General features: G+C 66.6%; 16 protein-coding genes and 1 riboswitch. Of the genes, 11 read left to right on the top strand and 5 right to left on the bottom strand.

The window, feature by feature from the left end:
* The 3 genes from KBZ12_RS11905 to KBZ12_RS11895 all read left to right on the top strand — a co-directional run bounded on the left by KBZ12_RS11905 (position 1) and on the right by KBZ12_RS11895 (position 3,566).
* A complete protein-coding gene (locus tag KBZ12_RS11905; RefSeq protein ID WP_396101118.1) occupies positions 1-600 on the top strand; it encodes a HEAT repeat domain-containing protein in 600 nt (199 codons plus the stop codon).
* A gap of 115 nt (positions 601-715) precedes the next feature.
* A riboswitch (TPP riboswitch) is annotated at positions 716-832 on the top strand.
* A 44-nt stretch (positions 833-876) separates the two neighbouring features.
* Entirely contained in the window at positions 877-2,265 is a 1,389-nt protein-coding gene (thiC, locus tag KBZ12_RS11900) for a phosphomethylpyrimidine synthase ThiC (protein WP_254958187.1), read from the top strand.
* 185 nt (positions 2,266-2,450) lie between these two features.
* Positions 2,451-3,566 carry a rhodanese-like domain-containing protein gene (locus KBZ12_RS11895; RefSeq protein WP_254958186.1) on the top strand — a complete coding sequence of 372 codons (1,116 nt, stop codon included), beginning with the start codon at positions 2,451-2,453 and terminating at the stop codon, positions 3,564-3,566.
* Positions 3,567-4,329: 763 nt separating this feature from the next.
* Here the strand turns inward: KBZ12_RS11895 and KBZ12_RS11890 are convergent.
* Positions 4,330-4,746: a hypothetical protein gene (locus KBZ12_RS11890; RefSeq protein ID WP_254958185.1), complete on the bottom strand. Its 417-nt coding sequence runs from the start codon at positions 4,744-4,746 to the stop codon at positions 4,330-4,332.
* Positions 4,747-4,939: 193 nt separating this feature from the next.
* On the opposite strand from KBZ12_RS11890, the gene rfbF reads away from it, so the two are divergent.
* Genes rfbF through KBZ12_RS11860 form a run of 6 tightly spaced genes read left to right on the top strand, consistent with a single transcriptional unit; the run spans position 4,940 to position 11,709 of the window.
* Positions 4,940-5,713, top strand: a complete 774-nt coding sequence (gene rfbF, locus KBZ12_RS11885; RefSeq protein WP_254958184.1) for a glucose-1-phosphate cytidylyltransferase — start codon at positions 4,940-4,942, stop codon at positions 5,711-5,713.
* Between the two features lie 2 nt (positions 5,714-5,715).
* Entirely contained in the window at positions 5,716-6,849 is a 1,134-nt protein-coding gene (rfbG, locus tag KBZ12_RS11880) for a CDP-glucose 4,6-dehydratase (protein ID WP_254958183.1), read from the top strand.
* On the top strand, positions 6,846-8,336 hold the full coding sequence (rfbH, locus tag KBZ12_RS11875) for a lipopolysaccharide biosynthesis protein RfbH (protein ID WP_254958181.1): 1,491 nt from the start codon (positions 6,846-6,848) through the stop codon (positions 8,334-8,336). Before rfbG ends, rfbH begins: the two co-directional genes overlap by 4 nt.
* On the top strand, positions 8,336-9,202 hold the full coding sequence (locus tag KBZ12_RS11870; protein ID WP_254958179.1) for an NAD(P)-dependent oxidoreductase: 867 nt from the start codon (positions 8,336-8,338) through the stop codon (positions 9,200-9,202). Before rfbH ends, KBZ12_RS11870 begins: the two co-directional genes overlap by 1 nt.
* A 5-nt stretch (positions 9,203-9,207) precedes the next feature.
* Entirely contained in the window at positions 9,208-10,266 is a 1,059-nt protein-coding gene (locus KBZ12_RS11865; RefSeq protein ID WP_254958178.1) for an SDR family NAD(P)-dependent oxidoreductase, read from the top strand.
* Positions 10,267-10,287: 21 nt separating this feature from the next.
* Positions 10,288-11,709, top strand: a complete 1,422-nt coding sequence (locus KBZ12_RS11860; RefSeq protein WP_254958177.1) for a hypothetical protein — start codon at positions 10,288-10,290, stop codon at positions 11,707-11,709.
* Here the strand turns inward: KBZ12_RS11860 and KBZ12_RS11855 are convergent.
* The gene (locus KBZ12_RS11855) at positions 11,706-11,972 is read right to left on the bottom strand and encodes a hypothetical protein (RefSeq protein WP_254958176.1); all 267 of its coding nucleotides are present in this window, start codon (positions 11,970-11,972) and stop codon (positions 11,706-11,708) included. The genes KBZ12_RS11860 and KBZ12_RS11855 overlap by 4 nt on opposite strands.
* A 6-nt stretch (positions 11,973-11,978) precedes the next feature.
* Between KBZ12_RS11855 and KBZ12_RS11850 the strand changes: the two genes are divergently transcribed.
* The gene (locus KBZ12_RS11850; RefSeq protein WP_254958175.1) at positions 11,979-13,022 is read left to right on the top strand and encodes a glycosyltransferase family 2 protein; all 1,044 of its coding nucleotides are present in this window, start codon (positions 11,979-11,981) and stop codon (positions 13,020-13,022) included.
* A 95-nt stretch (positions 13,023-13,117) separates the two neighbouring features.
* Here the strand turns inward: KBZ12_RS11850 and tkt are convergent, their stop codons facing one another.
* From tkt to acpP, 3 genes are all read right to left on the bottom strand, one after another.
* Positions 13,118-15,136, bottom strand: coding sequence for a transketolase (tkt, locus tag KBZ12_RS11845; protein ID WP_254958174.1), 2,019 nt, complete (start codon positions 15,134-15,136; stop codon positions 13,118-13,120).
* A 75-nt stretch (positions 15,137-15,211) separates the two neighbouring features.
* Positions 15,212-16,459, bottom strand: a complete 1,248-nt coding sequence (fabF, locus tag KBZ12_RS11840; RefSeq protein WP_254958173.1) for a beta-ketoacyl-ACP synthase II — start codon at positions 16,457-16,459, stop codon at positions 15,212-15,214.
* A 7-nt stretch (positions 16,460-16,466) separates the two neighbouring features.
* The gene (gene acpP, locus KBZ12_RS11835; RefSeq protein WP_035833476.1) at positions 16,467-16,709 is read right to left on the bottom strand and encodes an acyl carrier protein; all 243 of its coding nucleotides are present in this window, start codon (positions 16,707-16,709) and stop codon (positions 16,467-16,469) included.
* Between the two features lie 149 nt (positions 16,710-16,858).
* On the opposite strand from acpP, the gene psaC reads away from it, so the two are divergent.
* Positions 16,859-17,104, top strand: a complete 246-nt coding sequence (gene psaC, locus KBZ12_RS11830; RefSeq protein WP_011377242.1) for a photosystem I iron-sulfur center protein PsaC — start codon at positions 16,859-16,861, stop codon at positions 17,102-17,104.
* The last annotated feature ends 31 nt before the right edge of the window (positions 17,105-17,135 follow it).

Below are 17,135 nucleotides of genomic sequence, written 5' to 3'. Positions count from 1 at the left end.
GTGAGTGCATCCACCCCCGATCTGGAAGCGGCGCGGCAGGCGATCGCTTCGGGCGATCCCAGCCGGGCGATGCCCGCCTTGGCTGGGTTGCGGGCGGTGGAGGCGGAGGCGGCGATCCCGTTGCTGCTGCTGGGGCTGGAGCAGACCACCTTCGTGATCCGCTCGCTGGCCTGCGCCGGCCTGGGGGTGAAGCGCAGCGAGCTGGGCTGGGCGGCCCTGGAGCAGGCCGTGCGGCAGGACGAGGACGCCAATGTGCGCGCCGAGGCCGCCAACGCCCTGGCCAGCTTCGGCGTGGAGCGGGCCTGGCCCCAGTTGCGGGACGCCTTCGTGGCCGACGACCAGTGGCTGGTGCGCTGCAGCATCCTCTCGGCCCTGGCCGAGCAGGCGGAGATGCCGGCGGCCTGGCTGCTGGAGCTGGCGCGGCTGGCCATCGCTGATGGCGACGGCACGGTGCGGGCCGGTGGGGCCGAGATCCTGGGTCGCCTGGTGCGCGATGGTCGCGGGCCGGAGGCGGCCGAGGCCCGCGAGGCCCTGGCGGAGCTGCTGGGCGATGGCGACCACCGGGTGACGGCCGTGGCCCTCGATGGGCTGCAGGCCTGACGGTTCGTCTGCCCTGGGCAGGGTGTGGTGCGCTGAATCCTGGTTCTGTACAGGCTGTACAGAACCAGGATTCCCTGGTATGCAGCCCTACCCCCGTTCAGCCTTGCTAGCTTTCGAGCGTCACTAGGGGTGCCCGGCGCAGGATCCACCGATCGCTCCGCCCAGGGCTGAGATCACACCCTCCGAACCTGATCCGGGTCATGCCGGCGCAGGGAAGTGGAACAGGCCTGTGAAACCAGTCTCTGGCAGCGCCCCCGCCCTTTGCCGTAGCCCGTCATGCGCAGCGCCTGGATCCAGAAGCGTCGTGGTCAAGCCAACGTCACCCAGTTGCATTACGCCCGCCAGGGGGTGATTACCGAGGAGATGGCCTACGTGGCCAAGCGGGAAAACCTGCCCGAGAGCCTGGTGATGGAGGAGGTGGCCCGGGGCCGCATGATCATCCCCGCCAACATCGAGCACCCTGGCCTTGAGCCGATGGCGATCGGCATTGCCAGCAAGTGCAAGGTGAACGCCAACATCGGCGCCTCGCCCAATGCCTCCGACCTCGATGAAGAGGTGGCCAAGCTGAAGCTGGCGGTGAAGTACGGCGCCGACACCGTGATGGACCTCTCCACCGGCGGCGTGAACCTCGATGAGGTGCGCACGGCGATCATCAACGCCTCCACGGTGCCGATCGGCACCGTGCCCGTTTACCAGGCGCTGGAGAGCGTGCACGGGATGATCGAGAAGCTCGATGAGGACGACTTCCTGCATGTGATCGAGAAGCACTGCCAACAGGGCGTCGACTACCAGACGATCCATGCGGGTCTGCTGATCGAGCACCTGCCCAAGGTGAAGGGCCGCCTCACCGGGATCGTGAGCCGCGGCGGCGGCATCCTGGCCCAGTGGATGCTGTACCACCACCGCCAGAACCCGCTGTTCACCCGCTTCGACGACATCTGCGAGATCTTCAAGCGCTACGACTGCAGTTTTTCGTTGGGGGATTCGCTGCGGCCGGGCTGCCAGCACGACGCCTCCGATGCGGCCCAGCTGGCGGAACTGAAGACCCTGGGTGAGCTCACCCGCCGCGCCTGGAAGCACGACATTCAGGTGATGGTGGAGGGTCCGGGCCATGTGCCGATGGATCAGATCGAGTTCAACGTCAAGAAGCAGATGGAGGAGTGCAGCGAGGCGCCCTTCTACGTGCTCGGGCCCCTCGTTACCGACATCGCCCCCGGCTACGACCACATCACCAGCGCCATCGGCGCCGCCCTGGCCGGCTGGCACGGAACGGCGATGCTCTGCTATGTGACGCCGAAGGAACACCTGGGCTTGCCTAACGCCGAAGACGTGCGCGAGGGACTGATCGCCTACAAGATCGCCGCCCACGCCGCCGACATCGCCCGCCACCGCCCCGGCGCCCGCGACCGCGACGATGAGCTCAGCCGCGCCCGCTATGCCTTCGACTGGAACAAGCAGTTCGACCTCAGCCTGGATCCGGAGCGGGCCCGCGAGTACCACGACGAAACCCTGCCGGCCGACATCTACAAGCAGGCCGAGTTCTGCTCGATGTGCGGCCCCAAGCACTGCCCGATGCAGACCAAGATCACCGACGAAGACATCGAGGGTCTCGAGCAGGTGCTGGCCGAGCAGAAGAAGGCCCAGGGGGAACCGCTGGGGGTGTGAGTTGCCCGTCCACACCGATGTGTTGATGGTCCAACTCTCGTCGGTGACCGAATCGATTGGCTTGGCCTGATCCCATGAGGTGAAGCCGATGCTGATCGGCCTGGCCGAGATGTTCGTGGGCGCCTACCTGCAGGGCGTGCTGGCGGAAGGCCGCCCCAAGCTGAAGGGCTGACGCCCCAGACGCGATGGCTTCCAACGCTCCCTTCGCCCTGGCTGCCGCCGCCGGCGGTGCTCCGCTGCTGCTGCGGCAGCTGTTCGACGCCGAGACCAGCACCTTCACCTACCTGCTGGCGGATGTGGCCTCCCGGCAGGGGGTGCTGATCGATTCGGTGTACGAGCAGCACCCCCGTGATCTCTCCCTGATCCGGGAGCTGGGCATCCAGCTGGTCGCCAGCCTCGACACTCACGTGCATGCCGACCACGTGACCGGCAGCTGGCGACTGCACCGGGCCACCGGCTGCACCATCGCCCTGGCCGCCGTCGCCGGGGCCGAGAACGTAACCCTGCCCCTGCGCCACGGTGATCGCGTGAGTTTCGGCGGCCGCCATCTGGAGGTGCGTGCCACACCCGGCCACACCGACGGTTGCCTCAGCGTGGTGCTCGATGACCACAGCGTGGCCTTCACGGGTGATGCCCTGCTGGTGCGGGGCTGCGGCCGCTGCGACTTTCAGCAGGGGGATGTCGCCACCCTCTACCACTCGATCACCGAGCAGCTCCTCTCCCTGCCCGACCACTGCCTGCTCTACCCGGCCCACGACTACAGCGGCCGCGCGGTGAGTTCGGTGGCCGAGGAGAAGGCCTACAACGCCCGGCTCGGAGGCGAGGCCGACGAGCGCGACTTCGTGGGCTCCATGGAGAACCTGCATCTCCCCCACCCCAACCGGATCGCCGTCGCCCTGCCGGCCAACCTGCGCTCCGGCCGGCCCGCTGACAATGGCCTGGAGGAAGCGGACGACTGGGCACCGATCGAGCGCAGCTATGCCGGTCTGCCGGAACTGACGGCCGACTGGGTGGCCGACCACCGCGAGGCCCTGACGCTGGTGGACGTGCGCTCCGAAGCGGAGGTGCAGGGTCCGGACGGTCGCATCCTGGGCAGCCTGTTGATTCCCCTGCCCGAGTTGCCGACACGAGCCGACGAGATCCCCACGGATCGGCCCACGGTGGTGCTTTGCCACTCCGGCAGCCGCTCCGCCCTGGCCACCCAACAGCTGCAGAAGAAAGGGCTGACCCGGGTGGCCAACCTGCGCGGCGGCCTGCGGGCCTGGAAGGCGCAGGGGCTGCCGCTGGAGCATCCCGCTTGAATCACAGCATTGCGCTCTGTTGTAGTTGAGGGCACAAGTGGTTCACGGACCCGTTAACCACGGCTGGAGTTGGGGTTCCTTGATGGAGTGTCGTCCAGAGTTGCCGGCTTGTTCAACTTCGGATAGAGCGTGGCTGCGCACGATCTATCCATCATCGTTGGCTGAATCTCTGGGAAGGGCGCCGAACTGAGCGGAGGAACAAGATGCGTTCTGGTATGGAATATTGCTAAGGTGACATCAATAGGGAGCTCAGCATGAATTTCACTTTGGAGTGCGAACAAGAAGTCGACGGTCGATGGATCGCGGAGGTGCCGGAGCTGCCTGGAGTCCTTGCCTACGGGAGCTGCTCTGCTGATGCAATGGCAAAGGCTGAAGTCCTAGCCCTTCGTGTTATCGCTGATCGGCTTGAAAATGGTGAATCCGAGCCAGTCAACATCCGGTTTTCGCTTCCACTCTCTGCATGGGTAATTGGCCGTCAGCCAGGGCCAGGAAAGTATTGGCAGCATTGCATTCCATGATGGCGAGGAGCTTGGCCCCAGGATGCTGTCTCGAATCGCTAAGCACACAGGCCTCGAACCAGGTGATCTGTGATGCAGGCTGGAAATCGGCTAACAATGCCATACACCTGAGCCGCAACCTGATGGCAAGCGTTAAATGGCTACAGATGACTGCCATGCAGACAGAAGGGGCCATGAATAGAGTGCGGTGACTGAATGAACCTCAAACCCACCAATCAGATGCAGGTCGGGGTGATGTACCTGGATCAGCCTTCGGAACGCCTCGCGCACCTCATTGGCTGTGGCGGTCTTCGGGTCGAGGCCGAACACCACCCAGGGCCGGAAGTGCTGCACACGTCGCTGCCGTTGATCACGGTGGGTCCGTCCTCCCGGTTCCGCTCGTTGGCCGGAATGCCGATGAAGCGCCGGTAGAGCACCAGCCAGTCGTCCTTGGTCTTCAGCGCCACCTCTTCGCCCGTCATCGAGAGCTGGAAGTTCTTGTCCTTGCGCAGCTGGGTGACGGACTTGCAGGGGAAGTGGGCCAGCACCTTGTTCTTGACCTCGGTGGCTGTGGGGGGCTTCGGCGGGGGCGGATCCTTGAACGCTCCCCCATTCACCGTGCGCGCGAAGGCCAGCAGATCGGCCTCCGTCAGTGCCGGCTGTCCCAGGAGCGCCTGGGCCAACCCCCTCCGTCAGTGTCAGCTTCTTGCTTCGGGCGGCCACAGGCCAGTGGTGGAAAGGGGTTTCATGCTCGCCAGTGGCTTCCGGCGTTGCCTGGGGGCTTTGGACACTGTCGTGTTTTGTTGGCCTGGGCGGGCCGGTGCTCTGCGGCGCCTTTGCTAAGTTGCCGCCGCCTGCCTGGCCCTTTGCTTGCTGATGAAAGCCGTCATCCTGGCCGGTGGACTGGGCACCCGACTGGCGGAGGAGACCCACCTGCGGCCCAAGCCGATGGTGGAGATCGGCGGCAAGCCGATCCTGTGGCACATCCTCAAGATCTACAGCCACCACGGCATCAACGATTTCATCATCTGCTGTGGCTATAAGGGCTATGTGATCAAGGAGTACTTCGCCAACTATTTCCTGCACACCAGTGATGTCACCTTCCATATGGATCTCAACCACATGGAAGTGCACCGCCAGAAGGCGGAACCCTGGAAGATCACCCTGGTCGACACCGGCGACACCACCCTCACCGGCGGCCGTCTGGCCCGGGTGCGCAGCTACCTCCCCGACGACGAGTCCTTCTGCTTCACCTACGGCGATGGCGTCGCTGACGTGGACATCACCGCCCTGATCGCCCACCACCGCCGCGAGGGCCTGCAGGCCACCCTCACCGCCGTCCAGCCCCCCGGCCGCTACGGCGCCCTGCACCTGGACGGGGATGTGGTGACCGATTTCGAGGAGAAGCCCGACGGCGACAACGCCTGGATCAACGGTGGCTTCTTCGTGCTCGAGCCCCCCGTGATCGACCTGGTCGACGGCGACGACTGCATCTGGGAGCAGGCGCCCCTCAAGGCCCTCGCCACCCAGGGCCAACTGAACTCCTTCAAGCACCGCGGCTTCTGGCAGCCGATAGACACCCTGCGCGACCGCCAGCGGCTCGAAGACCTCTGGCAGCAGGGGCGCGCCCCCTGGAAGATCTGGAGCTGACCATGGCCAGCACCTCCCCCAGGCGGGCCTGGCAGCAGCCCGATCCCGCCTTCTGGCAGGGCAAGCGGGTGCTGCTCACCGGCCACACCGGCTTCAAGGGCAGCTGGCTGGCCCTCTGGCTCTGCGAGCTGGGGGCCAGGGTGTCCGGCTTTGCCCTGGCGCCCGACACCGAGCCTTCCCTGTTCGATCAGCTCGGCCTGGCCAGCCGCCTCGATCACCACGTGGGCGATCTGCGCGATCCGGCCGCCCTCACCGAACTGGTGGCCGCCGTGCAGCCGGAGGTGGTGCTGCACCTGGCGGCCCAGCCCCTGGTGCGGCGCAGCTACGCCGAGCCGGTGCTCACCTGGGACACCAATGTGCTGGGCACCATCCATCTCATGGAGGCCCTGCGCCCCCTGGCCCATCCCTGCGCCGCGGTGCTGATCACCACCGACAAGGTGTACCGCAACAACGAATGGCTCTACGGCTACCGGGAGAACGACCCCCTCGGCGGCCACGACCCCTACAGCAGCAGCAAGGCCGCCGCCGAGCTGGCCATCAGCTCCTGGCGCGCCAGCTACTGCGGCACCCTGCCCCACCAGTCGCCCCACCTGCGCCTGGCCAGCGCCCGGGCCGGCAACGTCATCGGCGGTGGCGACTGGGCCGCCGACCGCATCATTCCCGACACCGTCCGCTGCCTGCGCGCCGGGGAGCCCATCACCCTGCGCAACCCCGCCGCCACCCGCCCCTGGCAGCACGTGCTCGAACCCCTCGGCGGCTACCTGGCCCTGGCCGAAGCCCTCGCTGAGCCGTCCGATGGGCGCTCGATGGCCGAAGCCTTCAACTTCGGGCCCCAGCTGGAGGCCAACCGCCCCGTGCAGGAGCTGGTGGAGCAGGCCCTGCATCATTGGCCCGGTACCTGGATCGACGCCTCTGACCCCACCGCCCCCCACGAGGCGGGTCTGTTGAACTTGGTGGTGGACAAGGCCCACCACCGCCTCGGCTGGTCGCCCCGCTGGGATTTCGCCACCACCACCGCCCGCACGCTTCAGTGGTACCGCCGCGTGATCGAAGCCGGCGACGACCCCGTGTCCTGCTGCCTCGACGACCTCACCGACTATCTCGCTTCTCTCCCGCCGGGCCGATCCACCCCATGACCGCCGACCTCGACCAGCTCAAGCAGGAGATCCTCCGGCTCACCCGCGACTACGCCCGCCGGGCCCACGCCGCCTACCGCCCAGGCGACGACCCGGATCGCACCCCCCATGCCGACGGCCAGACCATCCCCTATGCCGGCCGCGTCTTTACCGAAGACGAAGTCGAGGCGGCCGTGGGCACCACCCTCGACTTCTGGCTCACCCTCGGCAGCGAGGGGGCGGCGATGGAGAGCGAGCTGGCGGCCTTCCTGGGGGTGCGCCACAGCCTGCTGGTGAATTCGGGCTCCTCCGCGAATCTGGTGGCGATCTCGGCCCTCACCTCCCACCGACTGCCCGCCGAGCGACGCCTGCGCCCCGGCGACGAGGTGATCACCGTGGCGGCCGGCTTCCCCACCACCGTGGCGCCGATCCTGCAGGTGGGTGCGGTGCCGGTGTTCATCGACGCCGATCCGGTCACCGGCAACGCCCGCTGCGACCAGTTGGAAGCCGCCTTCACACCCGGCGTCACCAAGGCCGTGATGATGGCCCACGCCCTGGGCAACCCCTTCGACCTGGCGGCCGTGCTGCGCTTCTGCCGCGCCCACGACCTCTACCTGGTGGAGGACAACTGCGACGCATTGGGGTGCTCCTATTCCATGCCCCGGGAGCTGGCCGAATCCCTCGGCTTCAGCACCAACAGCCCCGGACTCGATGAGGGCCTCGACCGCGTCATCCGCTGGACCGGCACCTGGGGCGACCTCAGCACCCAGAGCTTCTACCCGCCCCACCACCTCACCATGGGCGAGGGCGGCGCGGTGAACATCGTGCGCGACCAGAAGCTGAAGGTGGTGGCCGAGAGCTTCCGCGACTGGGGCCGCGACTGCTGGTGCCCCTCCGGCAAGGACGACACCTGCGGCAAGCGCTTCGACTGGCAGCTGGGCGAACTGCCCGCCGGCTACGACCACAAGTACATCTACAGCCACCTCGGCTTCAACCTCAAACCCCTCGATCCCCAGGCCGCCATCGGCCGGGTGCAGCTGCGCCGCCTGCCGGAGTTCATCGAGGCCCGCAAGCGCAACTGGCAGACCCTGCGCGAAGGCCTGGTGGCCACCGAGCACGTGCTGGAGTTCTCCCTGCCCACCCATGCCACCGGCTGGGATCCGGCGTCCGGCTTCTCCTGGGATGCCAGCGGCTGCCGCACCGACTGCTCCTGGTTCGGCTTCAAGGTTTCGGTCAAGCCCGACGCCCCCTTCCGGCGCACCGACCTGGCCCGGAAGCTCGATGCCCACGGCATCGGCAACCGCATGCTGTTCGGCGGCAACCTGATGCGCCAGCCGGCCTTCGTGCAGCTGCGCGCCGATCGCCCCGACGCCCTGCGGGTGGTGGGCGATCTGGCCGGCGCCGACGCGATCATGGTCGACACCCTGTTTCTGGGCACTTACCCGGGCCTCACGGGCCCGATGCTGGCCAAGGAGATCGATGTGATCCGGAAGTTCTGCAAGGCCTGATGCGGCTGTTCCTCACCGGCGGCACCGGTTTCATCGGCTCCCACGTGCTGGCGGCGGCCCTGGCAGCGGGCCACCAGGTGATGGCCCTGCGGCGCAGCCCCTCCTCGGCCCCGGTGATCCCCCTGTCGCGCCAGCCCCAGTGGTGCGAGGGCGACCTCGCCAGCCTCACTGCTGGGGATCTGGCAGGCGTCGAGGTCGTGCTGCACCTGGCCTCGGCCGGGGTGAGCCCCAAGCCCGCCAGCTGGAGCGAGCTGGTGCAGGCCAACGTGGCCTGCAGTCTGCGGCTGCTGGAACTGGCGGCGGCGGCGGGGGTGGGCCGTTGTGTCGTGGCCGGCAGCAGCCACGAGTACGGCAACGCCGCCCGCCGCTACGAGGCGATCCCTCCGGACGCCCCCCTGGAGCCCCTGAGCCCCTACGGCGCCAGCAAGGCGGCGGCCTTCCAGCTGCTGCGGGCCTTCGCCATCGCCCAGGGCCTGGAGCTCTTCTACGGCCGCATCTTCTCGGCCTATGGGGAGGGCCAGTTCGAAGGCAACTTCTGGCCGTCTCTGCGCCGGGCGGCTCTTGCCGGAGAGGATTTCCCCATGACCTCCGGCCGCCAGGTCAGCGATTTCATCCCCGTGGCCGAGTTGGCCACCCACCTGCTGGAGGCCTGTGAGCGCCCTGATGTGGCCCCGGGTCGCCCCCTGGTGGTCAACATCGGCTCGGGGACCGCCACCAGCCTGCTGGCCTTCGCGGAGGCGGAATGGGGACGCCTGGGTGCGACCGGTAGATTGCTGCCCGCCAGCCTTCCGGACCGCCCCGATCAGATCGAACGGTATGTGCCCGACCTGAGCGGGCTGCGGATTCCGGCCCCACCCCTTACCTGAATCCGATGAAGGTCCTGATCACCGGCGGTTGCGGCTTTCTCGGCTCCAACCTGGCCGCCTCCTACCTGCAGGAGGGCGCTGAGGTGATCGTGGTCGATGCCCTGTTCCGGCGTGGTTCGGCGGCCAACCTGGCCTGGCTGGAGTCCCAGGCCGCCCCCGGGCGCTTCCACTTCATCCAGGCCGATCTGGCCGAGGCCGAGGCCGTGCTGGCCGTGTTCCGCCGCCACGCCCCCTTCGATTACATCTGCCATGTGGGCGGCCAGGTGGCGATGACCACCTCCCTGACCGATCCCGCCCGCGACCTGCAGACCAACGTGCTCGGCACCTTCGCCGTGCTCGAGGCCGCCCGGGCCCTCTCCCCGGAGGCCCTGATCGCCTACAGCAGCACCAACAAGGTCTACGGCGATCTGGAGGGGCTCCGCTACGAGGAGACCGCCACCCGCTATCGCCTGAGCGACCACCCCGAAGGGCTCGACGAAGCCCTCGGCCTCGATTTCTCCACCCCCTACGGCTGCTCCAAGGGCGCCGCCGACCAGTACGTGCGCGACTGGGCCCGGGTGTACGGCCTCAAAACGGTGGTGTTCCGCCACTCTTCGATCTTCGGCGGCCGCCAGTTCGCCTCCTTCGACCAGGGCTGGGTGGGCTGGTTCTGCCAGAAGGCGATCGAGCAGAAGCGTGCCCATCTGGCGGGCGTGCCCCCCGAGCCCTTCACCATCGCCGGCACCGGCAAGCAGGTGCGAGACGTGCTCCACGCCGACGACCTGATCCGCCTCTACCGGGCCGCCTACAACCACCGCCAGCAGATGACCGGCGAGATCTTCAACATCGGTGGCGGCGCCGCCAACTCCCTCAGCCTCTTGGAGCTGTTCGCCCTGCTCGCCGAGCTACTGGCCATTCCACCACTGGTGTATGACCCCACCCCCCGCCGCGCCAGCGACCAGGACTGCTTCATCGCCGACATTGCCAAGGCCCAGCGCCTGCTGGGCTGGTCGCCGGCCATCTCCTGCCGCGACGGCGTCAGCCGCATGCTCGCTTGGACCGACACCCAGCTGATGGCGGGCTGAGCGACGCCGTTGCGCGCACCCATGACCACCCTCCTCCAGCATATCCAGCAGTTCCGCCAGGCAGCCGAGCAGCGGCTACCTCCCCGGGTCCACGGTTTTCTCGTTTCCGCCGCCCTGATCGGCCTCTGCGCCCTCGGCTATCACCTGCGGCGCCCATCCATCTCCCTGATGCCCACCCTCTATGCGGAGGATGGCTCGATCTTCCTGCAGCAGGCCATCGACCAGGGCGCCGGATCGCTGCTGCAGCTGTATGCCGGCTACAGCCATCTATTGCAGCGGATCACGGCGCTCACGGCCGTGAACCTGCTCTCGCCGTTGGACTATCCGCGCTTCTTTTTGCTGCTGGCCTGGGTCTCTTACCTGCTGCCCCTGGTCAGCGTCGAGGCCCTGATCGGTGCGGGCGTATTCGGCCGGCTGATGCGGGTGGCCTACATCCCCTACGTCTATTACCCCTACGCCGGTGAGACCTATCTGAATCTCCCCAACGCCTACATCTTCTTTCCGCTCGGCTTCATCCTGATCGCCTTTGGCGTGGTGGCGCAGCAGGGGAGCGGGCGACCGGAGGTCTTCAGAGCTCCACTTCTCAAGGCTTTGCTGCTGCTCTATGGACTGGTGGCGGCTTTCACCGGCCCCTTTCTGGCCATTTACACGATTCCGCTGCTGATCTTCTATGGCCTGCGTCGCCGCCGTCTGCCGATCCGGCCCCTGTGGCTGAGCCTGCCGGTGCTGCTGTCGTTCCTGCAGATCTACTTTTCCCAGCTGCAGACCGCCTATCCCCTGTCGACGGCCGCGGCGCTGAAGGAGTTGCTCTCCCGCCCGGCCCTGCTGCTCGACTGGTTTACGGTTCACCAGATCAGCCCTCTGCTGGGTGGGTACAAGCCGTGGTGGTTTTTCCGGAATCTGCCCGATCCCGTGCAGCTGCTGGCCGTATTGGTGGCCTTGGCCCTGGTGCTGCTGGCGCTGCGGGTGGTGGCTCGGCGCATGGGGCAGCCGGGCCTGCTCTATCTGGCGATCTTTTCCACCCTGGTGCTCTCCTTCTCCAGCCTGCTGGTGGCCACCCGCCGCGGCGTTGACCTGAAACTGGTGGTGATCGAGGATGCCGGCGGGCGTTTCTTTTACTGGAACACCGTCCTGTTCCTGTCAGTGCTGCTGATCGCGTTCGTGCTGCTGATGCAGGATCCCCGCAGCCGTCGCAGTCTTCCGGGCCGGGCCCTGGCCACCTGGCTGGTGCTCACGGTGGTCCTCTATCACAACAACGTTGTACCCAGGCCCGTCCTTGAGCTGACGCCCGATCGCCAGATCCGCCTCCTGGACTATGGGCAACAGCTCAGCGAGCAATGCAGGCGGCAGGATCCGATGCCGATCCAGATCTATGGCGGACCAACCTGGAACTTTGAGCTGAAACAGCAACAGATCGACCGCCTCTGCGCTGAACGTTCCTAACGCCCGAACATGCCCACGGCAACGATCGCATAGCCCAAGGTGATCGCCATCACGCTTGCCGGCTGCAGGACGGCCGCATCCTTCAGAGAGAAGAACACATACAGCAGCGGATATTGCAGGCTTAGCACCAGCACGGCCAGTTTCCGGTCGACCCCGGGCAACACCAGGGCCGTGATGCCGAAGGAAGCGCCATAGCAAACAAGCGAGGCTGCCAGGTAGAGCGCACCGGTGCGGACGCCTTCGGCCGGAGGACGGATCCGCAAGATGAATTGGCCCAGGCATGCCGCAAGAACGGCAGCCGAAAGATACACTGCCTGCAGCATGCTTTTTGTCAACATTGTCTTATGGGCCCTATGACGACATTGACACATCATATCGCCATTTGCATCCCATGTTACAACGAGTCGTCCAACATTGAAGCGCTCTATGTTAGGCTTGCCAAGGCTCTAGAGCAGTTTCCGGACGACGTCTTCTCGATTGTTTTTGCCGATAACTGCTCCACCGACCACACGGTCGCACTGATCGAGGCATTGGCAGCAAGTGATTCACGGGTTGGCCTGATTCGCAATGTCTCGAACTTCGGCTTTGTGCGCTCCTCCGCCAATGCCCTGCTGGTCCCTGACGCCGATGCCAATGTGTTTCTGATGTCGGACCTGCAGGATCCCCCCGAGTTGGTGGCCGATCTGATCACGGCCTGGAAGAAGGGCGACAACCAGGTGATTTTTGCTGTGCGGCGCTCGAGCCATGAAAGCCCGATCCTGTTTCTCTGCAAGAAGATCTACTACGCCACCCTGTCCTGGCTGTCTGATTATCCGATGGTGCGCGATACCACCGGCTTCGGCATCTACGACCGCTCCGTGATTCTGGCGCTGCGGCAGTCGATCGATTCCTATCCCTTCATCAAGGGTTTGGTGTGCGCCATCGGCTTCAAGTGGTCAACGATTCCCTATGTGAGCGCCGATCGCAAGGGGGGCAGCAGTTCGGCCTCCCTTTCCTTCCTGGTTGATTTCGGCGTGCTTGGCATCGTCACCTCTTCCCGCAAGCCGATGCGGCTGATCACCACCGCCGGCCTGTCACTTGGGGCCCTCTCGATCCTGCTGTCGTTCGTGGTGATGGTCAGCAAGCTGATCTTCTGGCAAAGCTTCCAGTTCGGTGTGGCCATGCTGTCGGTCACGGCGCTGTTCTTCGCCGGCGCCATGATGTTTGCCCTCGGCATCCTGGGCGAATACATCGGCTTCATCAACCAGCGCACCCTGCGTCTGCCCCTGGTGGTGGAGCGCAGTCGCCTCAACGTGCCCACCCGTCAGAGCTGAACCGCCGGCGAAGTCACGATGCTCCATGAAAAAGCCGGACCCTGACGGCCCGGCTTCGGAAGGGATCACCCCAGCTCCTGGCTGGAGAGATCGGATCAGCCCAGCGCTTTCGCGGTGGCCACCACGTTGTCTACGGTGAAGCCGAACTTCTCCAGGCAGACGTTGCCGGGGGCTGAGGCACCGAAGCTATCGATCGAGACGGTGGCGCCGTCGAAGCCGGTGTACTTGTGCCAGCCGAAGGAGCTGGAGGCTTCCACCACCACCCGCTTGCGAACGGCCGCGGGAAGCACCGACTCGCGGTAGGCGGCGTCCTGTTCCTCGAACAGCTCGACACAGGGCATTGACACCACCCGCACGGCTTTGGCTTCAGCGCTGAGCTGGGTGGCGGCCTTGACGCAGAGGTCGAGTTCGGTGCCGCTGCCGATCAGGATCAGATCCGGGGTGCCGTCGCAGTCGTTGAGGATGTAGCCGCCCTTGGCCACCTTGTCGGCGGCGGAGTTGGCCTGGTTGACCATGGCCTGGCGGCTGAGGGCCAGCACTGTGGGGCGTTTGCGGTTGGTGACGGCGACCTTGTAGGCCCCCACCGTCTCGTTGCCGTCGCCGGGGCGCATCACCAGCAGGTTGGGGATGGCGCGCAGGTTGGCGAGGGTTTCCACGGGCTGGTGGGTAGGGCCGTCTTCGCCTAGGCCGATCGAATCGTGGGTGAGCACGTAGATCACGCCCAGCTCGGAAAGGGCCGACAGCCGCATGGCGCCGATCATGTAGCCGGCGAACACCAGGAAGGTGCCGCCGTAGGGGATCAGGCCGCTGTTGTGGTACGCGATGCCGTTGAGGATCGCCGCCATGGCGTGCTCACGCACACCGAAGTGCAGGTAGCGGTTGGCTTCGTGGCCCTTCTGGAAGCTGGCCTCGCCCTTGATGTCGGTGAGGTTGGAGTGGGTGAGGTCGGCGGAGCCGCCGATCAGTTCGGGCAGGCTGGGGCCGAAGGCGTTGAGGGCGTTGTAGGAGTGCTGGCGGGTGGCCAGGCCCTTGTCCTCGGGGGTGAACACCGGCAGCGAGGCATCCCAGCCCTCGGGCAGCTCACCGCGCAGCAGCCGCTCGAACTCGGCGGCCTCAGCGGGGTAGCGGCTGCGGTAGGCGGCCAGGCTCTCGTTCCAGGAGGCTTCGGTGGCGGCACCGCGCTGAATCGCTTCGCGCCAGTGCTCGTAGGCGGGTTCGGGCACCTCGAAGGCCCCGAAGCTCCACTCCAGCTGCTGGCGGGTGAGCTCGGCCTCCTCGGCACCCAGGGCGGCGCCGTGCACGCCGGCGGTGTTGGCCTTATTGGGGGAGCCGTAGCCGATCGTGGTGGTGACCTTGATCAGGCTGGGACGGTCGGTGACCGCCTTGGCCGCCTCGATCGCCCGGGTGATGGCGGCCACGTCGGTGTTGCCATCCTCGACGTGCTGCACATGCCAGCCGTAGGCCTCGTAGCGCTTCATCACGTCCTCGGTGAAGGACACGGCGGTGTTGCCGTCGATGGTGATGTGGTTGTCGTCGTAGAGGGCGATCAGCTTGCCCAGACCCAGGTGGCCGGCCAGGGAGGCGGCTTCGCCGGAGACGCCCTCCTGGTTGCAGCCGTCACCCATCAGGACATAGGTGTAATGGTCGACGATCTTGGCGTCGGGCCTGTTGAACTTCGCCGCCAGGTGGGCTTCGGCGATCGCCAGGCCCACGGCGTTGGAGATGCCCTGGCCTAGGGGGCCGGTGGTGACCTCCACGCCGGGGGTTTCAAAGGTTTCGGGGTGGCCGGGGGTGCGGGAGCCCCACTGGCGGAACTGCTTGAGGTCCTCCAGGGTGACGCTGTCGTAGCCGGTGAGGTGCAGCAGCGCGTAGAGCAGCATGCAGCCGTGGCCGGCCGAGAGTACGAAGCGGTCGCGGTTGAACCACTGCGGATTTTTCGGGTTGTGGCGCAGCACCTTGTCCCAGAGGGAGAAGGCCATCGGGGCGCAGCCCATCGGCAGGCCGGGGTGGCCCGAGTTGGACTTGTTGATCGCATCGACCGCCAGGAAGCGGATGCTGTTGATGCAGAGCGTCTCTACGTGGCTATCGACCTGGGTGGAGGGGGCGGCGACCATGGCTTGACGGGGGAGTGCAGGGAGGAGGGAGGTGTTCCTGGGATGGGAGGCCCGATGCGCTGGCGCGTCGGGTGATCAGGGCATCCGGCGGAAGGCGAGGCAGACGTTGTGGCCGCCGAATCCGAAGGAGTTGGAGAGCACAACGTTGACGTTGTGTTCCCGGGCCTGGTTGGGCACCACATCCAGATCGCAGGCAGGATCGGGCGTGCTGTAGTTGATCGTAGGCGGTACCAGGTTGTGGGCCACCGCCAGCACCGAGGCGATCGCCTCGATGCCGCCGCTGCCGCCCAGCAGGTGGCCGGTCATCGACTTGGTGGAACTGACCGGGATGGTCATGGCGTGGGCCCCGAGGGCCGACTTGATGGCGGCGGTCTCGTTGCTGTCGTTGGCCTGGGTGCTGGTGCCGTGGGCGTTGACATAATCCACCGCCTCCGGCTCCAGTCGGGCATCGGCCAGGGCCAGCCGGATGGCCTCCGCCGCCCCTACCCCTCCGGGGGAGGGAAGCGTGTAGTGGTAGGCGTCGCAGGTCATGCCGTAGCCGACGATCTCGCCCAGCACCCGCGCGCCCCTGGCCGTGGCGTGCTCGAGGCTCTCTAGCACCAGCACCCCTGCCCCCTCGCCGATCACGAAGCCGTTGCGCTCGGCGTCGAAGGGTCGGCTGGCCGTGGCGGGGTCATCGTTGCGGAAGGAGAGGGCCCGGGCACTGGCGAAGCCGGCCACCCCCAGGGGGGTGATCGCGGATTCGGCCCCGCCGCAGACCATGGCGTCCGCCAGGCCCATCTGGATCAGCCGGAAGGCGTCGCCGATGGCGTTGGAGCCGGCGGCGCAGGCGGTGGCCACGGCGCTGCTGGGCCCCCTGGCACCGATGGCGATGGCCGCCAGCCCGGTGGCCATGTTGGGAATCATCATCGGCACGCAGAACGGGCTGACCCGGTCGGGACCCCGGTCGGCCAGCACGTGGGCCTGGGTTTCCATCATCAGCAGCCCGCCCACGCCGGAGCCGATCGCCACGCCGACTCGCGGGGCATTGCTGTCGTCGATGCTGAGGCCGGCATCGGCCACCGCCTGCTTGGCCGCGACCACGCCGAACTGGCAGAAGCGATCCCAGCGCTTCGCTTCCTTTGGCTCCAGCCAGCCCGCTGTGTCGAAGTCCTTGACTTCGGCGGCGAAGCGGCAGGCATGACGGGAGGCATCGAAGAGGGTGATCGGTGCCACCCCATTTCGGCCGCTGATCAGCCCCTCCCAGTAATCCGCGACGTTGTTGCCGATCGGTGTGACCGCGCCCAGGCCGGTGACGACGACGCGGCGGAGACCATCCACCATGGACGCCTCAGGCCTGCTTTTCTTGGATGTATTTGACGGCGTCGCCCACCGTGGTGATCCCTTCGGCCGACTCGTCGGGGATCTCGATGTCGAAGGCTTCCTCCAGGGCCATCACCAGCTCAACGGTGTCGAGGGAATCAGCACCCAGGTCGTTCTGGAAGTTGGATTCCGGCTTGACCTCGTCAGCCTCCACGCTGAGCTGTTCGGCAACGATCGACCGGACTTTCTCGAAGATCGCTTCCTGGGACATGGCTGCTGTGAGGGAGGCAGCATCCTACGTGTCGCCCCGGTCGGGGCCTTTCGCCGTATGAACAAGGGTGACGGCCAGCCCCGGGTGTCGCCCTGCGCCGGAACGGTGTGGGTACTTTGGGCACCTCGCCGTTCGTTCCCGGCCCTGGCATGTCCCACGCCGTCAAGATCTACGACACCTGCATCGGCTGCACCCAGTGCGTCCGTGCCTGCCCCCTCGACGTTCTCGAGATGGTGCCCTGGGATGGCTGCAAGGCCGCCCAGATCGCTTCCTCGCCCCGCACCGAAGACTGCGTCGGCTGCAAGCGCTGCGAAACCGCCTGCCCCACCGACTTCCTGAGCATCCGCGTCTACCTCGGCGACGAGACCAGCCGCTCCATGGGCCTGGCCTACTGACCCCGGCCGTTCCGCTGCCCTCCCATAAGCT

It is taken from the genome of Cyanobium sp. Cruz CV13-4-11, from assembly GCF_024346055.1.
GTDB lineage: Bacteria > Cyanobacteriota > Cyanobacteriia > PCC-6307 > Cyanobiaceae > Cyanobium.
The sequence above is the reverse complement of the archived record's forward strand: the minus strand, read 5'-3'. Positions and strand labels throughout refer to the sequence as shown.